This is a genomic window from Floridaenema fluviatile BLCC-F154, from assembly GCF_041929135.1.
GTDB classification, from domain to species: domain Bacteria; phylum Cyanobacteriota; class Cyanobacteriia; order Cyanobacteriales; family Aerosakkonemataceae; genus Floridanema; species Floridanema fluviatile.
Genome location: NZ_JBHFNS010000064.1, coordinates 84,283 through 100,371, shown reverse-complemented (window position 1 = coordinate 100,371; position 16,089 = coordinate 84,283). Strand labels below are relative to the sequence as shown.

Genomic DNA, 16,089 nt, shown 5'->3' with positions numbered 1-16,089 from the left:
GAATTATAATAAATTTAACTGCTGTCTCATAACAATTAAATTAACTTATTTATGGCAGAAACTCAGGCGCGGAAAGCAGACCATTTGCGAATCTGTCTCGAAGAAGCTGTACAATTTCAACAAACTACTAATGGTCTGGAAAAATATAAGTTTAATCATTGTTGTTTACCGGAAATTAATCGAGATGAAATTGATTTAACTACTAGTTTTCTCGGTAAAAACTTGGCTGCGCCACTGCTAATTTCTTCGATGACAGGGGGTACGGAATTTGCTGGAGAAATTAATCAGCGGTTAGCGAAGATAGCACAACATTATAATATTGCAATGGGTGTTGGTTCCCAAAGGGTGGCGGTGGAAGATCCGCAGGTGGGGAAAACTTTTGCGGTGCGATCGCACGCCCCCAACGCTCTCTTATTCGCTAACTTAGGCGCTGTTCAATTAAACTATAAATATGGCATCGATCAATGTGAAAAAGTTATTGATTTATTAGCAGCAGATGCCTTAATTTTACATTTGAATCCGTTGCAAGAATGCGTTCAAACGAAAGGCGATACTAACTTTCGGGGATTGTTAGATAAAATCGCCAAATTATGTGAAAAGTTGCCCGTACCTGTGATCGCTAAAGAAGTTGGTAATGGCATCTCTGGGGAAATGGCGCAAAAGTTAATTGATGCGGGTGTGGCGGGAATTGATGTGGCTGGCGCAGGTGGTACTTCTTGGGCGAAGGTGGAAAGCGAAAGAGCTCAAGATGCGATGCAGCGACGTTTGGGACAAACTTTTACTGATTGGGGTATTCCTACGGCAGAATGTCTTGTTAGCGTCCGGGATGTTGCGCCTGATGTGCCTTTAATTGCTTCTGGGGGCTTGCGGAATGGCTTGGAGGTGGCGAAGGCGATCGCACTCGGCGCAGATGTCGCAGGTTTAGCAATGCCGTTTTTACAAGCTGCGGCTGTCTCGGAAGCAGCATTACACGAATTGGTGCAGGTGTTAATTGCAGAGATTACCACAGTTTTGTTTTGCACGGGTAACGCCACTCTCAAAGATCTGAAACACTCAAAGGCTTTAAAAAGATTAGGATAGTGATTAGTAGTTGGCAAAACAGCTGACAACTCACAACTAACAAGTAACAATTGATGGCTAAAATGCGTGATTTTTTCAAATACACCTTTGCCAGTTTTCTCGGTGTTTTGATTTTCTTTGGTTTGGGTACAGGAAGTTTAATTTTCTTGCTAATTTCGGCAGCAATGAAAGATACTGGGCCACAAGTTAAAGATAAATCAGTTTTAGTTTTTGACTTAGCGACTAAAATTACTGATACTAACCCTGGTTCAGGTACAGGTGAATTGTTACAAAAAGCTGTCTCAGGAGAAAAGGAAAATTCGGTTACTCTCCGCACAGTTTTGGAAACAATTAATAGGGCAGCAGCAGATAAGCGAATTGTGGCTATTTATCTCGATGGTAGCGGAGAATCGGAAGGCGGAGTTTCTGGTTTTGCTACTCTTAAAGAAGTGAGAAAAGCTCTACAGCGTTTCAAAGCTACTGGGAAAAAAATTATTGCTTATGATGTAGATTGGGATGAACCTACTTATTATTTAGGTTCGGTAGCAAACACTGTCATAGTTAACCCAATGGGTGCTGTAGAGATTAACGGTTTGCGTTCAGAAACCATGTTTCTTAGCGGTGCTTTAGAAAAATATGGTGTTGGCGTACAGGTGCTTCGAGTTGGTAAATATAAGTCAGCGATAGAACCACTTATTCTGAAACAGTTTAGTACAGAAAATCGCCAACAAACACAAAGATTATTAAATGATATTTGGGGAGATTTCCGCAGTACAGTTGGTACAAGTCGCCAGTTAAGTCCGCAACAAATTCAGACGATCGCAGACAGTAAAGGTTTGCTGATGGCGAATGAAGCACAAAAAGGTCGCTTGGTAGATAAAGTCGCTTATTTCGACGAGGTAGTAACTGACTTAAAAAAACTAACTGATAGTGATGAAGAGGATAAAACTTTTCGCCAAATTAGCTTGGGTACTTATGCGCGAGTTCCCGATCGCGAAGTTGGTCAAGAACGTTCATCAAGAAATAAAATTGCGATTGTTTATGCGGAAGGGGAAATTGTTAATGGTGAAGGTAGTTTAAGGCAGGTGGGAGGCGATCGCATTGCTAACCAACTCCGTCAACTCCGCCAAAATAAAGATGTCAAAGCTGTAATTTTACGGGTAAATAGTCCTGGCGGTAGTGCAACTGCTTCTGAGATTATTCAAAGAGAAGTAAAACTGACTCGTAAAGTTAAACCAGTAATAGTTTCAATGGGAAATTATGCTGCTTCTGGTGGTTATTGGATTTCCACTTATGCTAACCGAATTTTTGCGGAACCAAACACAATTACTGGTTCTATTGGTGTATTCGGAATTTTACCAAATTTGCAAAAATTAGCTAACAGTAATGGGATTAATTGGGATGTAGTAAAAACTGGGCGTTTTGCTGATTTGCAAACGGTTTCTCGCCCAAGAAGCCCAGAGGAATTAGCAATTTACCAAAACTCTGTTAATCACGTTTACTATAAGTTTGTTGGTAAAGTTGCCGACTCTCGGAAGCTAACACCTCAAAGAGTTCAAGAAATTGCTCAAGGGCGAGTTTGGTCAGGTTTGGCAGCAAAAGAAGTTGGGTTAGTTGATGACATTGGCGGCATCAATGAAGCGGTTAAATATGCGGCTAAAGAAGCTAAATTAGGTGATGATTGGGAGTTAAAACAATTTAGTAGAAGTGGTTCGTTAGAAGAACGAATTTTGAAAAATTTGTTTAGCTATGTGCCAAATGTTTCTAGCGAAGAACAACCTGTAAATACGGTAATGAAATTTGGCCCTTTTAGGGAAACTTTTCAACATTTAACGACGGAATTGGAAATGTTAACTAACCTCAACGATCCACTTAATGTTTATGCGCGATTGCCTTATAATTTGCGGATTGACTAGTTAGGCTTGTTACCCAGATCCCCGACTTCTTGAAGAAGTCGGGGATTTTCAATCTATATTTTTTTAATTAAATAGGCACAACGTCGATCGCCTGCCAAAATATGTTCTACTCTTTGAATAGAAACTTTTGGCCCTAATAAGGTGCGAAAAACTTCTAATTCGGAACGGCATAATAACTGACAACTACTAGCTGCCGATCGCACTGGGCAATGATTTTCTACTAATAATAAGGCATCATCAGGTTGAGAAATTACTTCTGCCATGTAGCCTTCTTGTGCTCTTAAATTGGCGATCGCTTTTACCTTTTCTGACCAATCTTTCCCATTAGCAATCTCAGCACTTCTAGCAGTGTAAGCTTGAATTTGCCGCCCAGTACGTTCTGCTAAAAGTTTTTCTAATCCCGAACTGCCGAAAACTGTTTCTACTCCCCGCAATAAATCAACCATTAAATCACCGTGACTATCGGGGAACTGGCTGATAGAGTGTTCCGTCAAATGCCAAAGCTTGACGGGACGACCTTGGGGGCGACGTTCTTCGTAGTATGTCACCAATTTTTCGGCGCGAAGTACTTGTAAATGTTGGCGAACAGCCATTGGCGATACGCCTAACTGTTTGGCAATGGTAGTGGCAGTTTGCGCCCCTTGCATTTTTAAGAAGTAGAGGATTTGATCTTTGGATTTTTGTCTTTCCTCCATGTTCTCAACGGGAGATTTATCAGCTTTGCTTATATTAAAATGGTTTTTCACGGTAGTAGGCTTAGATTTACTAATCAAACAAAGAAAACATTTGTCGGTTTTATGGGCAGAATATATTAAGCCGGACTAGACAAGTAGTTTGAAAAATTACATCTTTCTATGGACATAAAAAAACCTCGCCCAAAAGATAGAAAAATTAACCGATTCTTCCTCTATATTGTGACGTGCAGTACAGTAGGTGTGGTGCTAGGAGGTACAGCTAGCTGGGCGGAAAGTAATCGTTGTTGGTTAGCGGAATCTCCGAGCAAACAGTGCATTACTCAAAGTCCGATCTTGTCAACTATCCAAGGTATGAGTACTGGGTTAATTGCGGGGCTGGGTGCGGGGCTGGGTGCGACTTTACAAATGAAGCGCGAGGAGTGATTTTAGAAACGGTATTTGCGATCGCGCACCCACAAACTCACGGGGACTGAATTACCTTGGGAGTCTACTTTTACTTCCACGACGAAGGGTAAAGGTTTTCCTTGCGATCGCTCAACACCCGTTTGCGCCTGACTAATATCTTTATTGAACTGTTCTCGCTGATTTTCGGGGAAATAATAACTTTCCAGTCCATAAGTAACTGTACCGTAACGTAATCGACCTTTCAGAGCAACTTGGTTTTTTGGCAAATCTACAGGACGAGAAGTGCTGACTGCAATAGGTTTCCAAGGTTTAGGACGATCGGAAGAAGTTTGCTCTTTGGGTGCTTCCAGAATTACATATAAGTTTAAAGAGTTTCTTTTTTCCCGATCTAACTCTTTCCAACCTGGTAACTTTTCTAAAGTTTGTTGTCGAGAAATATCATAACTAAGAGTTTGAGAATAACCTCGTAATAAATCATAAGGATCGACTGGTATTGTTTGCAAAATGGCAGTTTTTCCGGTTAAATGAACTAAAATAGCTTGAGCAGGAATGGCGACAATTAAAGCTGTTTGAAAAGCTAAAGGTAGCCAAAATCTCCAAGAACGAATAGTAGGGGAAGTTTCTGAATTATTATTAGTATTCATCTGTGTTCATCTGTGTTTATCTGTGGATATCTGTGGTAAAAAATCCGAAGTTTATTGTTCAGGATTAAAGTTTCTGAGATAACGTTCAAACCAGAGTCCGGCGGCGATAATACCAACACCGCAAAGGAATAAAACAAAGGCTTTAAATAATAGATTGGTGTCATATTCTAACATTCTGCTAGCAATTTGTAAGGTCAGCAATATGATGCCACTCCAAAATCCGCGTCTTTCGCCTGTTGCTAATGCTTCTCGAATTAAACCTGCGGCGAGAATAAAGAGCACAGCGTTGAAAATGAAGACAGCAAATTCGGGAATGGGAGTAAGATTGAGATGAAATAAAAGTGTAATTGCGCCGATCGCGATCGATCCAGCCACAACAGCAGTAGTGCGATCGATCTGTCGTCCTAAATTTAGCCATTCCCAAATTGTGATTAACCCAAGAAATCCTACATTTATTAGCAAGAGAGGATTGCTTGAACTAAAATTTCCAGATATATTCGGCTGTGTTGTACTCCACATAAACCGGAAAGAAAAGAGGTAATATAAAACTGTCAAAAAAAGTAAAGCTAAATTTCTTGCTATTACTTGAAAAGGTTTGGTTTGGGAGTGACCAGTTAAATTGAACCGCCAAAAATTATCATCGTATCCCCATAATAATGCTGGGGGCATAACAAAAGCAATTGTAGTAATTAACGATCCTAAAAATCTACCGGGAAGCTGGATTTGAGTTAAGGTTACTTCTAGGGAAGTGATGACTGCGATCGCACCTATACCGAATAGCCAACGCGATCGACACCAATAAGCTAACGGAATAAACATCAAACTTGCCAATAAAGGCATATTTTGTAAAACTAACTTTAACCAAGAAAAATCGTCTATTTCCGAAAGTTCAATAACTCCCCACCAATAGCCAATTGCGATCAATAAAGTTGAGAGTATTCCTAACAAAGTTAAACGCAAACTATAAGCCATTGCTAACACACCAATTCCCCAAACTATGTATAATCCAGCAGGGGAACCACTTTGATGAAACATTTGCGCCATTAGTGCCATATTTGCGCCTAATATTAGCGCCCCTAAAAATAATAATCCTCGACCCAAACGATTTTGCCATTGCTCAGTAGGATATCGCCATAAATAAAACCCAGAAATATTCACTCCGATAAATACACTCAACAATAAGAAAACCCGAAATTCCCTTGACAAATATTGCCAATTTGCGGCAACAAAAGTAATAACAGCTAATCCTAAAAGCAGACTTCCTAGCCCAATTATAATTACAATAAAACGATTACGGGCAGAAGTTTCTAACGTATTAAATTGATAGCGTTGGGATAATAGTTCGTATTGCGATCGATCGATTAACCCCTCAGCTTGCCATTTTTCAACCTCTTGACGTAACTGGTGGCGAAATTTATCTGAAACCATGTAACCATCCTAAATAATTACAAAACTCCTCCATCTCTTTCCTCTGCGTCCTCTGCGCCTCTGCGGTTCCAAAAAATGTCATCTTTCCCACTAAAAGAAGATTTTGATAGATACCTCACAGTTTAAAATGTAAATAGCATAGACTTAGTTTAACTAGCTAATCTGTGTTTTTGACTGAAATATGACAGTTTATATAACCGTCCCTTTATGGAAAAACCATCTAATTTACTAATTAAACTGAGTCGTCGTTTATTTACAGACACCAATTCCCAGGAAGAATTTATTACAGCATTAACTCAGCCTCAACCATTTCACCCTAGCATTCTTTGGTGTCGAAAAAAATCGGATGAATTGCCTTTTTCGGTGGAAAGTTCGACAGTTTGGCAACCTGATTTTATTGATAGATTAGCTTTAGATGCGAAACCAGGTCAACATTTTTTACACAATGAAGGTTATTATTACTGTTTAGATTTTTCTTCGGTGTTTGCTGCCTCTATTTTATTAACTATTCCCTCTCCGGTAAAAGTAGTTTTTGATATGTGTGCTGCACCGGGAGGGAAGGGAATTTTTGCTTGGCGACTTTTCCAACCAGAATTATTAATTAGTAATGAGGTAGTTGGTAAACGGTTGGGAATGTTAATTTCTAATTTAAAAAGATGTCAAATTCAGCCGTCTGTTGTGGTGAATAGAGATCCGAGTGTTTTAGCGGAAAACTTTGCTCAAACTAGCGATTTAGTGATTGTGGATGCGCCTTGTACTGGGCAATCTTTGCTAGCCAAAGGCGAAAAGGCGGTGGGATGTTTTCACCCTGCTAATATTAATCAGTGTGCGAATAGGCAGAAGCGAATTATTGCTAATTCGGCGAAAATTGTGGCACCGCAGGGATATTTAGCTTATATGACTTGTACCTATTCGCTGGAAGAAAATGAGGAGGTTTGTCAATGGTTGATGAAGAAGTTTCCTCAGTTTCAGGCGGTGGAAGTTGAGCATTTACGGAATTATCGATCGCACTTAACCCACCTCCCCTGTTACCGCATTTTCCCGCAAGATAAATTAGGCGCTGGGGCATTTACAGCATTGTTTAGAAATATAGAAACCGGAACCAAAAATCAGCTTGATTCCGAAATTTTAGAAAATTTTGCTGTAATTAAACTTCCGGTTGAAAAGGTTTAATTAATGACTATTTTGACTACTAATACCGAAAGTTGGAGGAGTATAATCATCAGGTAAATAATCAGCTGGCATAGTTGAATAGTTACCATCACGAATAGCGGTATAAGCGGGAGAGAGAATTTCAATTCCGGCTTGATTGCAGTAGTCTTGAATATTTTGATGCAAGTCAGAATAAATTTCTGGCATTAATTCCGGGTGGTCTGTAAAAGCGTTAATTTCATAGCTGATATGGAAATCATTTAAACTTGTTTGTAATACAAATGGACGCGGTTCTGCCATTATATATTTTGTGTTTCCAGCTGCTTTAATTAACACTTCATGTACTTTCCGCCAAGGTAGATCATATCCTAAAGTAATGGTTGTATATAATACTAAACCCTGATGTGATTCCCGCTGAACAACACTGAAGTTTTTTACATCACTACCGAGAATTTTCGCGTTAGGCATGGTAATTACTTCTTTTTTAGGATTAATGATTCGGGTAACAAAAAGAGACTTTTCAATTACTGAACCTTTGATGTCTCCAATAGCAACAAAATCGCCAATTTGAAAAGAACGAGTATAAATTAAAATGATTCCAGCGACAGCATTGGCTACAGCGGATGAAGAACCCAAGGTGAATAATGCACCTAAAAATAGAGAAACTCCTTGAAATGCTGGTGAACCAAATCCGGGTAAAAATGGGCTGGCAACTACTAGGGCGATCGCTACAATTAAAAATGTAACTAAACGATTAGTAGGCTGTATCCACTCTGTATAAAACCAGGGATAGGCATCATCTCTCCCTAATTCGGAAATTACCAATTTGACGAATTCAATTACATAAAAAGTTATCAGGACAATAATGCCAATAGTCAGCAAGTTTGGCAGGTATTTGCTAAAGCCTTCTACTAGTTGATCGATTTGAATAGCAATATCTTTGAGAATGCTATCACCTAAAGGTTTGGTTACGGGAAATTGACTTAAAACGAAAGGTAAATAAACATAAAGGCTGAGCAAAATTACTGCTAATCTTCCTAAACGAACAAATCCGCTCAACAAGTAACTCATAGCATTGGAACCGAAAACCTGAACATTCTTAATTCTTAATTCCAGTGCATCTGCTTTGCGGGCAACTTTAATTTCAGTTAGTAATTTAGTGACTATTTTCTGTGTAAATCTGAAGAAAATTAGCAATGCAGCAGTGCTAATAACTGCTAAAATTGCCCCCTTCACTAAATTTTCAGCCTTGCGTTCTTCCCGGTATTTAACTATCGAAGCTCGAATAAATTTAGTTGCTTCTTGAGCGAGGGTTTCCCGACTTTTATTATAAACAACTGCATCTTCTTTGATAATCGTAAATAAAACCTTATCTCCGGCTTTTACTAAGAAGTCGTTTCCCCGTTTCTCTGGTTGAATAGCTTCTGGTAAAATAGTAGAATCATTGGCAACTGTTACCAATCTTTTTTTAATAATAGCTGCCCTTTCTTCAGCCGTAGCAATCCCAGGAATTCCTTGTTTAACTCGGAAAATTTCTTGACCATCCAAAACTACAGGAAAACCGTCTACTGGATTTCCGTTAGTATTTTGTTGTTGGGCATAAACTGGTATCGTAACAATTAAAAGTAGAGTTGTTACGAATAGAATCAACCAAGTTTTGCACTTCTGGGAGAGGGAGAAAAGAGGAGAGTCTTTATCAGGTTTCATTTCTGTCTTAGAGGGGGATTCTTTTATTTTACTTCCTATACAAGCTGTGAGATGTAAAGATTTTTAGCGATCGCTAAAATTAAACCAAAAAACAACCAGTAAAGGCGTGAGTTTTGGGCAGAGGTTTGGGAATACTGAAAGGAGAAGTAAGAAATTTCTCAATAAGTTACCATGACTCAATTATTGCCACAGTGTCAAAACTTACCAGAACAAGTTGAACTAATATTACAATTGTTGCATCAGGAAGCATCTTTGCGATTGTAGGATACACCTCCGTACAAGTTTCTTTGACTTGCATATTACAGTTTCCTGACTGAAGGGATTTATATAGAAGAATCCGAAAATATAGGTTTATTTGTCAGCAATGAACCGAAGTTTTTGCTATGTTTAAAAATTTGATATTAGACAATTAATACAAGTTAAATAAAGGTTAAGAAATGTGTTTTTAGATTTTATTTATCCAAGCATATTGATATATTAATGAGGTTTGCATTTTGTATTACAGAAAAATGAACAGAAACATAGTTGAAAGAATAGTTGCTTTTAATCAGGGTCGTAATCCAGAGTTATTGCAAAGAAAATATCAGTTAATGCAGCAAGATCCGTTTGTTTTCTTCCGGGGAACCTGCCATTTATTTTATGAAGATTGGCCCAAAGATTCGCCTTTAAACGAAGCACCAGCTACTTGGAACTGTGGGGATTTACACTTACAAAATTTTGGCAGTTACAAAGGTGATAATCGCTTAGTTTACTTTGATATTAATGATTTTGATGAAGGAATACTTGCTCCTTGTACTTGGGATATAACTCGTTTAGTCACTAGCATTTTAGTCGGTGCTAGCACCATTGGGGTACAAGAATCAGAAGCAATGGCAATTTGCTATGAATATTTAGACAGCTATACTAATACTTTAGCTAAAGGTCAAGCTCGAACTGTGGAAAAAGAGACAGCACAGGGCATGGTAAAAGAACATTTAGAAAATTTAGCCTCCAGAAAACGGAAAGATTTTTTAGATAGTAGGACACAAGTAAAAAATGGTAAGCGCCGCTTCAATGTCGATGGAAAACGCTTTCGTGAATGTCCCAAAGAAAAGCAAGAAAAAATCAAAGATTTAATTGATAAATGGTCTTCTAAACGAGAAGATAAAAGCTTTTTTGAAGTAGTGGATATTGCTGAAAGGATAGCTGGAACTGGTAGCTTAGGAGTAGCACGTTATGGGATTTTAGTAGAAGGAAAAGGTTCTCCTAACGATAACTATATTTTGGATCTCAAGCAAGCCAGTCCATCTGCTTTACAACCTTATACTAATTTGCTTCAACCTAAGTGGGATAATGAAGCGCAAAGAATAGTAAATATCGAACAAAGGATGCAAGGAACACCACCTGCTTTGTTATCAGAAATTGATTTTGCAGGTTGTTATTTTATCTTACGGGAATTACAACCCAGCCAAGATAAAATTGATTTGGCGGAATGGAATGGTAAGCTGAGTCGTTTAGCAAAAGTCCTGAAAACAATGGGACAAATTACAGCTTGGGCTCAGTTACGGAGCACTGGAAGACAAGGTTCTACAATTACGGATGATTTAATGGCTTTTGCTAGTGAAAATCCTTTGAATTGGCGCAATGCTGTGTTGGATTATACTAGAAGTTACTCTCAGCAAGTTAAAGAAGATTATGCTGCTTTGTGCAACAGTAATTTAGGTAAGTAATGTTTGCAGTTTGTTGTAAGTGCTTTAGCACTGTAGAACTAAAGTGCTTACAACGGACGTTTATTTTAATAGTGGGTAAGATGAGTAAAACGCCGCGAATTCCGATTCCTTTAGAAGTTAGAAAATATGTTTTTCAACGGGATAAGTATCAATGTCAAAGTTGTGGCAAAACTAGTGCGGAAACTGAGTTAAATATCGATCATATTATTCCTCTGGCTAGTGGTGGATCTAATGATATCAGTAATTTACAAACTTTGTGTTGTAATTGTAACCAGCGAAAAAAACATCATTTTGATCCTCGCTTTCGCCGTCGTTTTAGCAATTAGAAAGTTAACTTAATCTTAACGTACATTTATGCGATCGCTTTTCCGTAAAATCTCGGTTTCAATTAAGTTTCAAAAGGGATAAGGTTTTAAAGAATCAGCCCTAAAGTTGAAAAATTAGCAGTATGAAACGACGGGATTTTGTATGGTTTTCCTGGTTATTCCTCGCTAGTTGTACAGCAGCAACAAATAACGGCAATAGTACAAAAGTCACCTCAGAAACGCTAAGATTTACAGTAACGGAGACGCAAAACTTAGAAGAATTACAGCGAGATTATGGAACTTTGCGAATTGCATTAGAGGAAATATTACAGACAAAAGTTGAGTTTGTTCCTGTAGGCAGTTATACAGCAGCAGCAGCAGCTTTACAGTTAGATCAAGTAGATTTTGTACTCACTGGTCCTTCAGAATATGTAGTAATGCGTGCCAGAACAAACGCAGTTCCCGTAATTGCACTTACCAGACCAAATTATCACACTGTTATTTCTGTTTCTGCTAATAGTGGAATCAATTCAGTAGGAGAGTTAAAAGGCAAAAAAGTTGCGATGTGGGAGGTAGGTTCAACGAGTGGACATTTAGGCCCTACAAAAATGTTAATGGATGCGGGATTAGATCCTAAATCTGATGTAAAAATTCTCTTGTTAAAAGGCGATGGACTTCCGGCTTTAAGAAAAGGTAATGTTGATGCTTGGGGAGGTTCTGCGGTGAAGTATGAAAAGTTTCTCCAAGACGAAAATTTATCACAAAAGGATTTACCTTTAATTGCCAAAGGGCCACTTCTTCCAGATGATTTATTTGTTGCTAATAGTAAGTTTGATGCTAAGTTCATCAAAGATATTAGTGACAAGTTGTTAGCTAATCAAGATAAATTGTTGAACAGTCTTTTGTCAGTTGAAGAGGGGAAATATCAAGGTTCTCGGTTAATTACAACGGCTGATTCTAATTATGATATGATCCGTGAGGTTTATCAAGCGATCGGACAAGGTAGTTTTGTCCAATGACCAAAGTCTAGGAAAGCGGTATAATAATCTTATAATTTTAAATCTCGATTAACTATTGCTTAACTTTTAATTAAAATGATTCAGAGAATTTAATTTAGTTAACTAATTGTTGAAATAATCTTAAAGTCTCTGTGGGATGGTAGAAAAGCGCCACTATTAGGGCAATATAGAGATGTAAAGGTTGTAAATAACTGAAGCTGCTATATCCAACTCTCTCAGAACTAAAATATTTCGCAAATGACATTTGAAAAACCGATAACTATCTCAGAGGATGGGGAAAAAAGCCAAGTTATTTTTCCCTGGCATTTAGTTAAACAAAAAAATCATACTGATATTTTATCTCTCATGTGGATCAAGCGTTTTACCTCTCGTTTAAGTATTGGTAAAAAGATTAGTTATGGTTACGCTTTGGTGATTGGTATGGCGGTTTGTGGTACAACTGTTGGGTTATTAATTGGAGATTATTACCAAAAACAAGCACAAAAACAACTAGCGATCGCAGATCGGCAACAATATTTAATTAGTGAGTTAGAGAATGGGGTGAGTCAAATTCGATCGCATCCCCAAAGACTAGTTAGTGTCTTAGGAGAGTCAATTTGGTTTGATTATGAATCAGCAAAGTTTTTTGGCTCCATTAATCGAGTGAAAGCGACATTATCGGAGTTCGAGAATTTTAGAAATACTAACCAAAATAAGTTAGCAATCAGCAGTAGGGAATTACAAAAAATTTTGCAGGATTACCAATCAAACACGGAAGCATATAAAAAATTAGTTCAACAACTCTGGCAACAAATTGATCCAGCTAACTTAAAAGTAGCAGAAATTCCCCAAGCACGACAAGAATTATTAACCTTCATTGCTGGGGAATCAACGAATAAAGTTAATGTAAAATTCGATCGTCTTGGCGAGAGTTTAACTCGGGTTAAGGAGGCAAGCCACGCTCAACAAATCGCAGCAAATCAAAGGTTAATTCAAGCGGAAATTTGGCGGCTACTGATTATTATCGGAAGTATGTTGCTTTCGGTGGCGATCGCGATCGTTCTGGGATATTATACTAGTCGTCAAATTGCCAATCCTGTAGAAACTCTTAATCAAGTAGCACAGCGAGTTATCCAACAGTCAAATTTTCAACTAGTGGCTCCCGTAGCTACTGAAGATGAAATTGGCTCGCTAGCTACCTCAATCAATCAGTTAGTTAAATGGGTGGGAGAATACACTCATGAATTAGAACTAGCTCGTCACACATTAGAACAAAGAGTAGAAGAACGTACAGAAGAACTTCAACAAACATTATATGAACTAAAACATACCCAATCGCAATTAATTCAAAGTGAAAAAATGTCGAGTTTGGGACAGTTAGTTGCTGGCGTTGCTCATGAAATAAATAATCCGGTTAACTTTATTTACGGTAATATTCAATATGCCAATACTTATGCTCAAGAACTACTAGAATTGATTCAGCTATATCAGCAAGAGTATCCCCAGCCAACTGTGGTAATTCAAGATCAAATTGCCGCAATTGATTTACAGTTTTTAATGGAAGATTTTCCGAAAGTATTGTCCTCTATGAAAATGGGTACTGAGCGAATTCGGCAAATTATCCTATCTTTACGTAATTTCTCGCGTTTGGATGAAGCCGAAGTTAAAGCAGTCGATATTCATGAAGGAATCGAAAACACATTATTAATTTTAAATAACCGCCTCAAGCGAGATATTGAAGTGGTAAAAAATTATGGTAATTTGCCTTTAATTGAATGTTATCCAGCACAGCTAAATCAAGTTTTTATGAATATTATTGCTAATGCAATTGATGCTTTAGAAGAGGTAAAAAATTCGCGATCGCTAGGCAACAATAATTTTTTAGCTCAAATCGTAATTCAAAGCAAAAAGGTAAACAACTCTGCTATTGAAATTAGTATAAAAGATAACGGTTCGGGAATTCCACCAGAGATTAAAAGCAAACTATTCGATCCCTTTTTTACAACTAAACCAATGGGAAAAGGTACTGGGTTAGGGTTGTCTATTTGCTATCAAATATTACAAAAGCACAAGGGAACAATAGAAGTTATTTCTGCACCAGGAGCCGGGACAGAATTCCTGATTACCTTACCTGAGAAATTAAGCTCTGTTGAACCTTGATTGGTAAACTAATAACAAATTCGGTTCCCCTTTCCAACTCGGAAATAACTTCTAGTTTTCCTTGGTGTTTTTGCACGACGTTATAACAAACGAATAACCCTAAGCCAGAACCTTTCCCGATCGCTTTTGTAGTAAAAAAAGGATCAAAAATCTTGTCTTTTATTTCTGCCGCAATTCCGTTGCCATTATCCCCGATTCGGATTTGAATCAAATTATCAGCTACTTGTTGAGTTTTAATTGTGATCTCAGGTAAAAAGTTATTTTCCCTTGCTGCTTTTAAGCTTTTGGCTTCTTTCAAAGCATCAATTGCGTTAGAAATAATATGCAATATAACCTGGTTTATTTGAGCAGGAAAACATTCAATAAAAGGCAAATTATTATACTCTCTATTTATTTTTACTTCTCGTTTCAAATGATGACTAAGAACCACAAGAGTACTTTCAATGCCTTCATGAATATCAACTAGTTTCATTTCGGCTTCATCTAAACGAGAAAAGTTTCGTAGTGATATAATTATACTCCTGATGCGCTCTGTACCGAATTTCATAGAATCTAGTATTTTCGGTAAATCTTCGGCAATAAAGTCGAGATCCATATCCATAATTTTTTGCTCAATATCAGGAATAGGCGGTCTATAGGATTTCTGATAAAGTTTAATTAACGCCAGGAATTCTTGAACATAATCGCTAATATGTTGAATATTGCCGTAAATAAAGTTAGTCGGGTTATTAATTTCATGAGCAATCCCAGCCACTAAATTACCTAAACTAATCATTTTTTCGTTTTGGATCAGTTGCGCTTGAGTTTGTTTCAATTCTTTCACTGTTTGCTCAAGTTCTTGGGTACGTTCTGCAACTTTTTCTTCTAATGTTTGACGAGCAGTCTCTAATTCTTGAGTGTATTCTCCCACCCATTGCACTAACTTATTCATCGAACTTGCTAATGAGCCAACTTCATCTTCGCTAAGAACTGGAGCTACTAGTTTAAAGTTTGCTTGTTGAGTAACTCTTAGTGCTACTTGATGTACCCATTCTAGAGGACGAACAATCTGACGGCTACTGTGAAATCCTAGTAATGTAGCAATTCCTACTGAAATAATGATGCTGGCTAGAATTATTAACAACCGTAGTATGCTAACTGTATTAACTTGGTTACTGACTTCGATCTCTTGAAGATTTGCAACAGTTTTTAGGTCAGATAAAATGCTAATAAGTTGCTCGAAATTAGCGTTAAGTTTACTGGCTGTACTTTCGGGTTTTAAGTTAAAAAATAATGATTGAGATAGCGGAGTATTTGCGGCTTTTAAGTTTAGTTTATTTTTTGGTTGCCAGTGCAGTTGCTCTTGATTATATAGTTGTTTACTTTCTTTGTATTCATTCAGCAAAGCTTGTAAATTTGTCTGGTTTATAAGTGAATTACCAGAATAGTTATTTTGAAAATATTTTAATTGCAAAAATAATCGATCGACTTGTGCAAAAGATTGCGATATTTTTTCTGGAATATGAGTTAATGCTTGATAGTTATCCCCATTAATTAGGAGTTGTTGATGATACAAGTAAAGTTTAATTACAGCATTTTCTAAATCAGCTAAAATTTTGGTTTCTTGCTGAGACAAGGTTAACCTATTTAGAGTTTGTTGTTTATAATAGTCACCTGCGATCGTCCCAACAGATGTTCCTAAAATAGCTATCCCAATAACTAGAGAATAACCATATTTAATTTTTGCTTCTACACTTAAGCGACGGTTAAAAGGTTTTTTGCATTGGTAGCTAATCAGGGAAATAAGTTTTAATAGATCCCAAATACTTTGTCTAGATATCAAATAAATTTTAATAGTTTCCAACAAAAATTTAGAGTCTTGAAATAACATAAGTACCTGCTATTTTAGTTGGTTTAGTGTTCGTCAATTAG

The 16,089-nt window shown here is 37.5% G+C and carries 13 protein-coding genes; 8 read left to right on the top strand and 5 right to left on the bottom strand.

The features are described 5' to 3' along the window. The first annotated feature begins 51 nt into the window (after positions 1-51). Together fni and sppA are read left to right on the top strand one after the other, a co-directional pair. Positions 52-1,080, top strand: coding sequence for a type 2 isopentenyl-diphosphate Delta-isomerase (gene fni / locus ACE1B6_RS16750; RefSeq protein ID WP_413258392.1), 1,029 nt, complete (start codon positions 52-54; stop codon positions 1,078-1,080). 62 nt (positions 1,081-1,142) lie between these two features. Next, complete coding sequence (gene sppA / locus ACE1B6_RS16745; protein ID WP_413258406.1) at positions 1,143-2,975, top strand: signal peptide peptidase SppA; 1,833 nt, start codon at positions 1,143-1,145, stop codon at positions 2,973-2,975. A 53-nt stretch (positions 2,976-3,028) separates the two neighbouring features. Here the strand turns inward: sppA and ACE1B6_RS16740 are convergent, their stop codons facing one another. Continuing rightward, entirely contained in the window at positions 3,029-3,721 is a 693-nt protein-coding gene (locus ACE1B6_RS16740; RefSeq protein WP_413258391.1) for a helix-turn-helix transcriptional regulator, read from the bottom strand. A 108-nt stretch (positions 3,722-3,829) separates the two neighbouring features. Between ACE1B6_RS16740 and ACE1B6_RS16735 the strand changes: the two genes are divergently transcribed. Beyond that, positions 3,830-4,093, top strand: coding sequence for a hypothetical protein (locus tag ACE1B6_RS16735; protein WP_413258390.1), 264 nt, complete (start codon positions 3,830-3,832; stop codon positions 4,091-4,093). A gap of 2 nt (positions 4,094-4,095) precedes the next feature. Here the strand turns inward: ACE1B6_RS16735 and ACE1B6_RS16730 are convergent, their stop codons facing one another. Together ACE1B6_RS16730 and ACE1B6_RS16725 are read right to left on the bottom strand one after the other, a co-directional pair. Continuing rightward, positions 4,096-4,719 (bottom strand): GDYXXLXY domain-containing protein, encoded by a 624-nt coding sequence (locus ACE1B6_RS16730; RefSeq protein ID WP_413258389.1) that lies wholly within the window; start codon positions 4,717-4,719, stop codon positions 4,096-4,098. Between the two features lie 51 nt (positions 4,720-4,770). Further along, positions 4,771-6,147, bottom strand: coding sequence for a DUF2157 domain-containing protein (locus tag ACE1B6_RS16725; RefSeq protein WP_413258388.1), 1,377 nt, complete (start codon positions 6,145-6,147; stop codon positions 4,771-4,773). Positions 6,148-6,354: 207 nt separating this feature from the next. Between ACE1B6_RS16725 and ACE1B6_RS16720 the strand changes: the two genes are divergently transcribed. Next, the gene (locus tag ACE1B6_RS16720) at positions 6,355-7,320 is read left to right on the top strand and encodes an RsmB/NOP family class I SAM-dependent RNA methyltransferase (protein WP_413258387.1); all 966 of its coding nucleotides are present in this window, start codon (positions 6,355-6,357) and stop codon (positions 7,318-7,320) included. On the opposite strand, the gene ACE1B6_RS16715 is transcribed toward ACE1B6_RS16720, so the two are convergent. Next, positions 7,321-8,949, bottom strand: coding sequence for a mechanosensitive ion channel family protein (locus ACE1B6_RS16715; protein ID WP_413258386.1), 1,629 nt, complete (start codon positions 8,947-8,949; stop codon positions 7,321-7,323). A 566-nt stretch (positions 8,950-9,515) separates the two neighbouring features. Between ACE1B6_RS16715 and ACE1B6_RS16710 the strand changes: the two genes are divergently transcribed. The 4 genes from ACE1B6_RS16710 to ACE1B6_RS16695 all read left to right on the top strand — a co-directional run bounded on the left by ACE1B6_RS16710 (position 9,516) and on the right by ACE1B6_RS16695 (position 14,178). Then, positions 9,516-10,715, top strand: coding sequence for a DUF2252 domain-containing protein (locus ACE1B6_RS16710; protein ID WP_413258385.1), 1,200 nt, complete (start codon positions 9,516-9,518; stop codon positions 10,713-10,715). A gap of 80 nt (positions 10,716-10,795) precedes the next feature. Next, positions 10,796-11,041, top strand: coding sequence for an HNH endonuclease (locus ACE1B6_RS16705; protein WP_413258384.1), 246 nt, complete (start codon positions 10,796-10,798; stop codon positions 11,039-11,041). Between the two features lie 122 nt (positions 11,042-11,163). After that, a complete protein-coding gene (phnD, locus tag ACE1B6_RS16700; protein ID WP_413258383.1) occupies positions 11,164-12,039 on the top strand; it encodes a phosphate/phosphite/phosphonate ABC transporter substrate-binding protein in 876 nt (291 codons plus the stop codon). 237 nt (positions 12,040-12,276) lie between these two features. Next, a complete protein-coding gene (locus ACE1B6_RS16695) occupies positions 12,277-14,178 on the top strand; it encodes a sensor histidine kinase (RefSeq protein WP_413258382.1) in 1,902 nt (633 codons plus the stop codon). Here the strand turns inward: ACE1B6_RS16695 and ACE1B6_RS16690 are convergent. Continuing rightward, the gene (locus ACE1B6_RS16690; protein WP_413258381.1) at positions 14,141-16,048 is read right to left on the bottom strand and encodes a sensor histidine kinase; all 1,908 of its coding nucleotides are present in this window, start codon (positions 16,046-16,048) and stop codon (positions 14,141-14,143) included. The genes ACE1B6_RS16695 and ACE1B6_RS16690 overlap by 38 nt on opposite strands. Between the last annotated feature and the right edge of the window lie 41 nt (positions 16,049-16,089).